The sequence below is a fragment of the Dactylosporangium sp. NPDC050588 genome (assembly GCF_040654975.1).
In the GTDB taxonomy this organism is placed as follows: domain Bacteria; phylum Actinomycetota; class Actinomycetes; order Mycobacteriales; family Micromonosporaceae; genus Dactylosporangium; species Dactylosporangium maewongense.
In genome coordinates, this window is the sequence record NZ_JBFAJA010000240.1 from 1 (window position 1) to 1,250 (window position 1,250).

Here is a 1,250-nt window from a genome sequence, read left to right on the forward strand (position 1 = left end):
GCCTGCACGACCATGAACACGGTCGCACCCTGCGCCCGCGCCACCTCCAGCAGCCGGGCGTGCACCGCGGCCGGCACCTCCACCGGCACCACGTGTCCCTGGTTCGACGCCACCGCGGGGCGGCGACGGTCGGCCGGCAGCACGAGCTCCTCCGGCAGGTCCGTGAGCGCCTGCCGCCAGTACGCCACCTGCCGCGAGATCACGCTGCCCGGGTCGGACTCGTCGCCGAGCGACTCCCGCTGCCAGAGCGCGTAGTCGGCGTACTGCACCGGCAACGGCGTCCAGGTCGGCTGCTGTCCGGCGGTGCGGGCCGCGTACGCCGCCGACACGTCCGCGGCGAGGGGCAGCGTCGACCAGCCGTCACCGGCGATGTGGTGCATGACGACGACGAGGGTCCGTGCGCCGCTGCCGTCGGCGAACAGCCACGCGCGGATCGGCAGGTCGGCGGACAGGTCGAAGGTGGACCGCGCCGCGGCCGACACCGCCGCCGGCAGCTCCTCGACGGGCAGGTCGACGGTCTGCAGCCGCCAGTCGAGCTCGTCGGCGGGGATGATCCGCTGGCACGGCTCCGCGCCGGCCGCCGGGAACACGGTGCGCAGCACCTCGTGCCGGCCGATCACGTCGCGGAACGCGGCGCCGAGCGCTTCGGCGTCGACGTCGCCGGACAGGCCGACGACCATCGGGATGTTGTGGGTCGCGCTGCGGCCTTCCAGCTGCCAGAGGAACCACAGCCGCTGCTGCGCGAACGACAGCGGCAGCCGCTCGGGCCGCTGCCACGGCACGAGCGCGGACCTGGCGGCGCCGGCGCCCGGCAGCCGCCGGGCGAGCTTCGCCGGGGTCGGCGCCTGGAACAGGGCCCGCAGCGGCAGCTCCACCCCGAACACGGACCGGATGCGGCTGACGAGCCGGACCGCGAGCAGCGAGTGCCCGCCGAGGGCGAAGAAGTCGTCGTCGACGCCGACCGCGGCGAGGCCGAGGACCTCGGCGAAGGCGAGGCAGAGCAGCTCCTCCCGCGCGCCGACGGGGCGGCGGCCGGTGCCGGCGGTGGTGGCGAAGTCGGGTGCGGGCAGCGCCTTGCGGTTGAGTTTCCGGTTCGCGGTCAGCGGCAGCGCGTCGAGGACGACGACGGCGGACGGCACCATGTACTCCGGCAGCCGTTCGCCGAGGAACGCGCGCAGCACCAGCGGCAGGTCGCCGCCGGGGCCGCCCGCGGTCTCGTCCCGCGCGACGACGTACGCGACGAGGCGCCG

1 protein-coding gene is annotated in these 1,250 nt (G+C 75.8%); it reads right to left on the minus strand.

The window, feature by feature from the left end:
* Positions 1 to 1,250, minus strand: a 1,250-nt coding sequence (locus tag AB0I21_RS57500; RefSeq protein ID WP_360574544.1) for a condensation domain-containing protein, incomplete at both ends; no start/stop codon positions are given.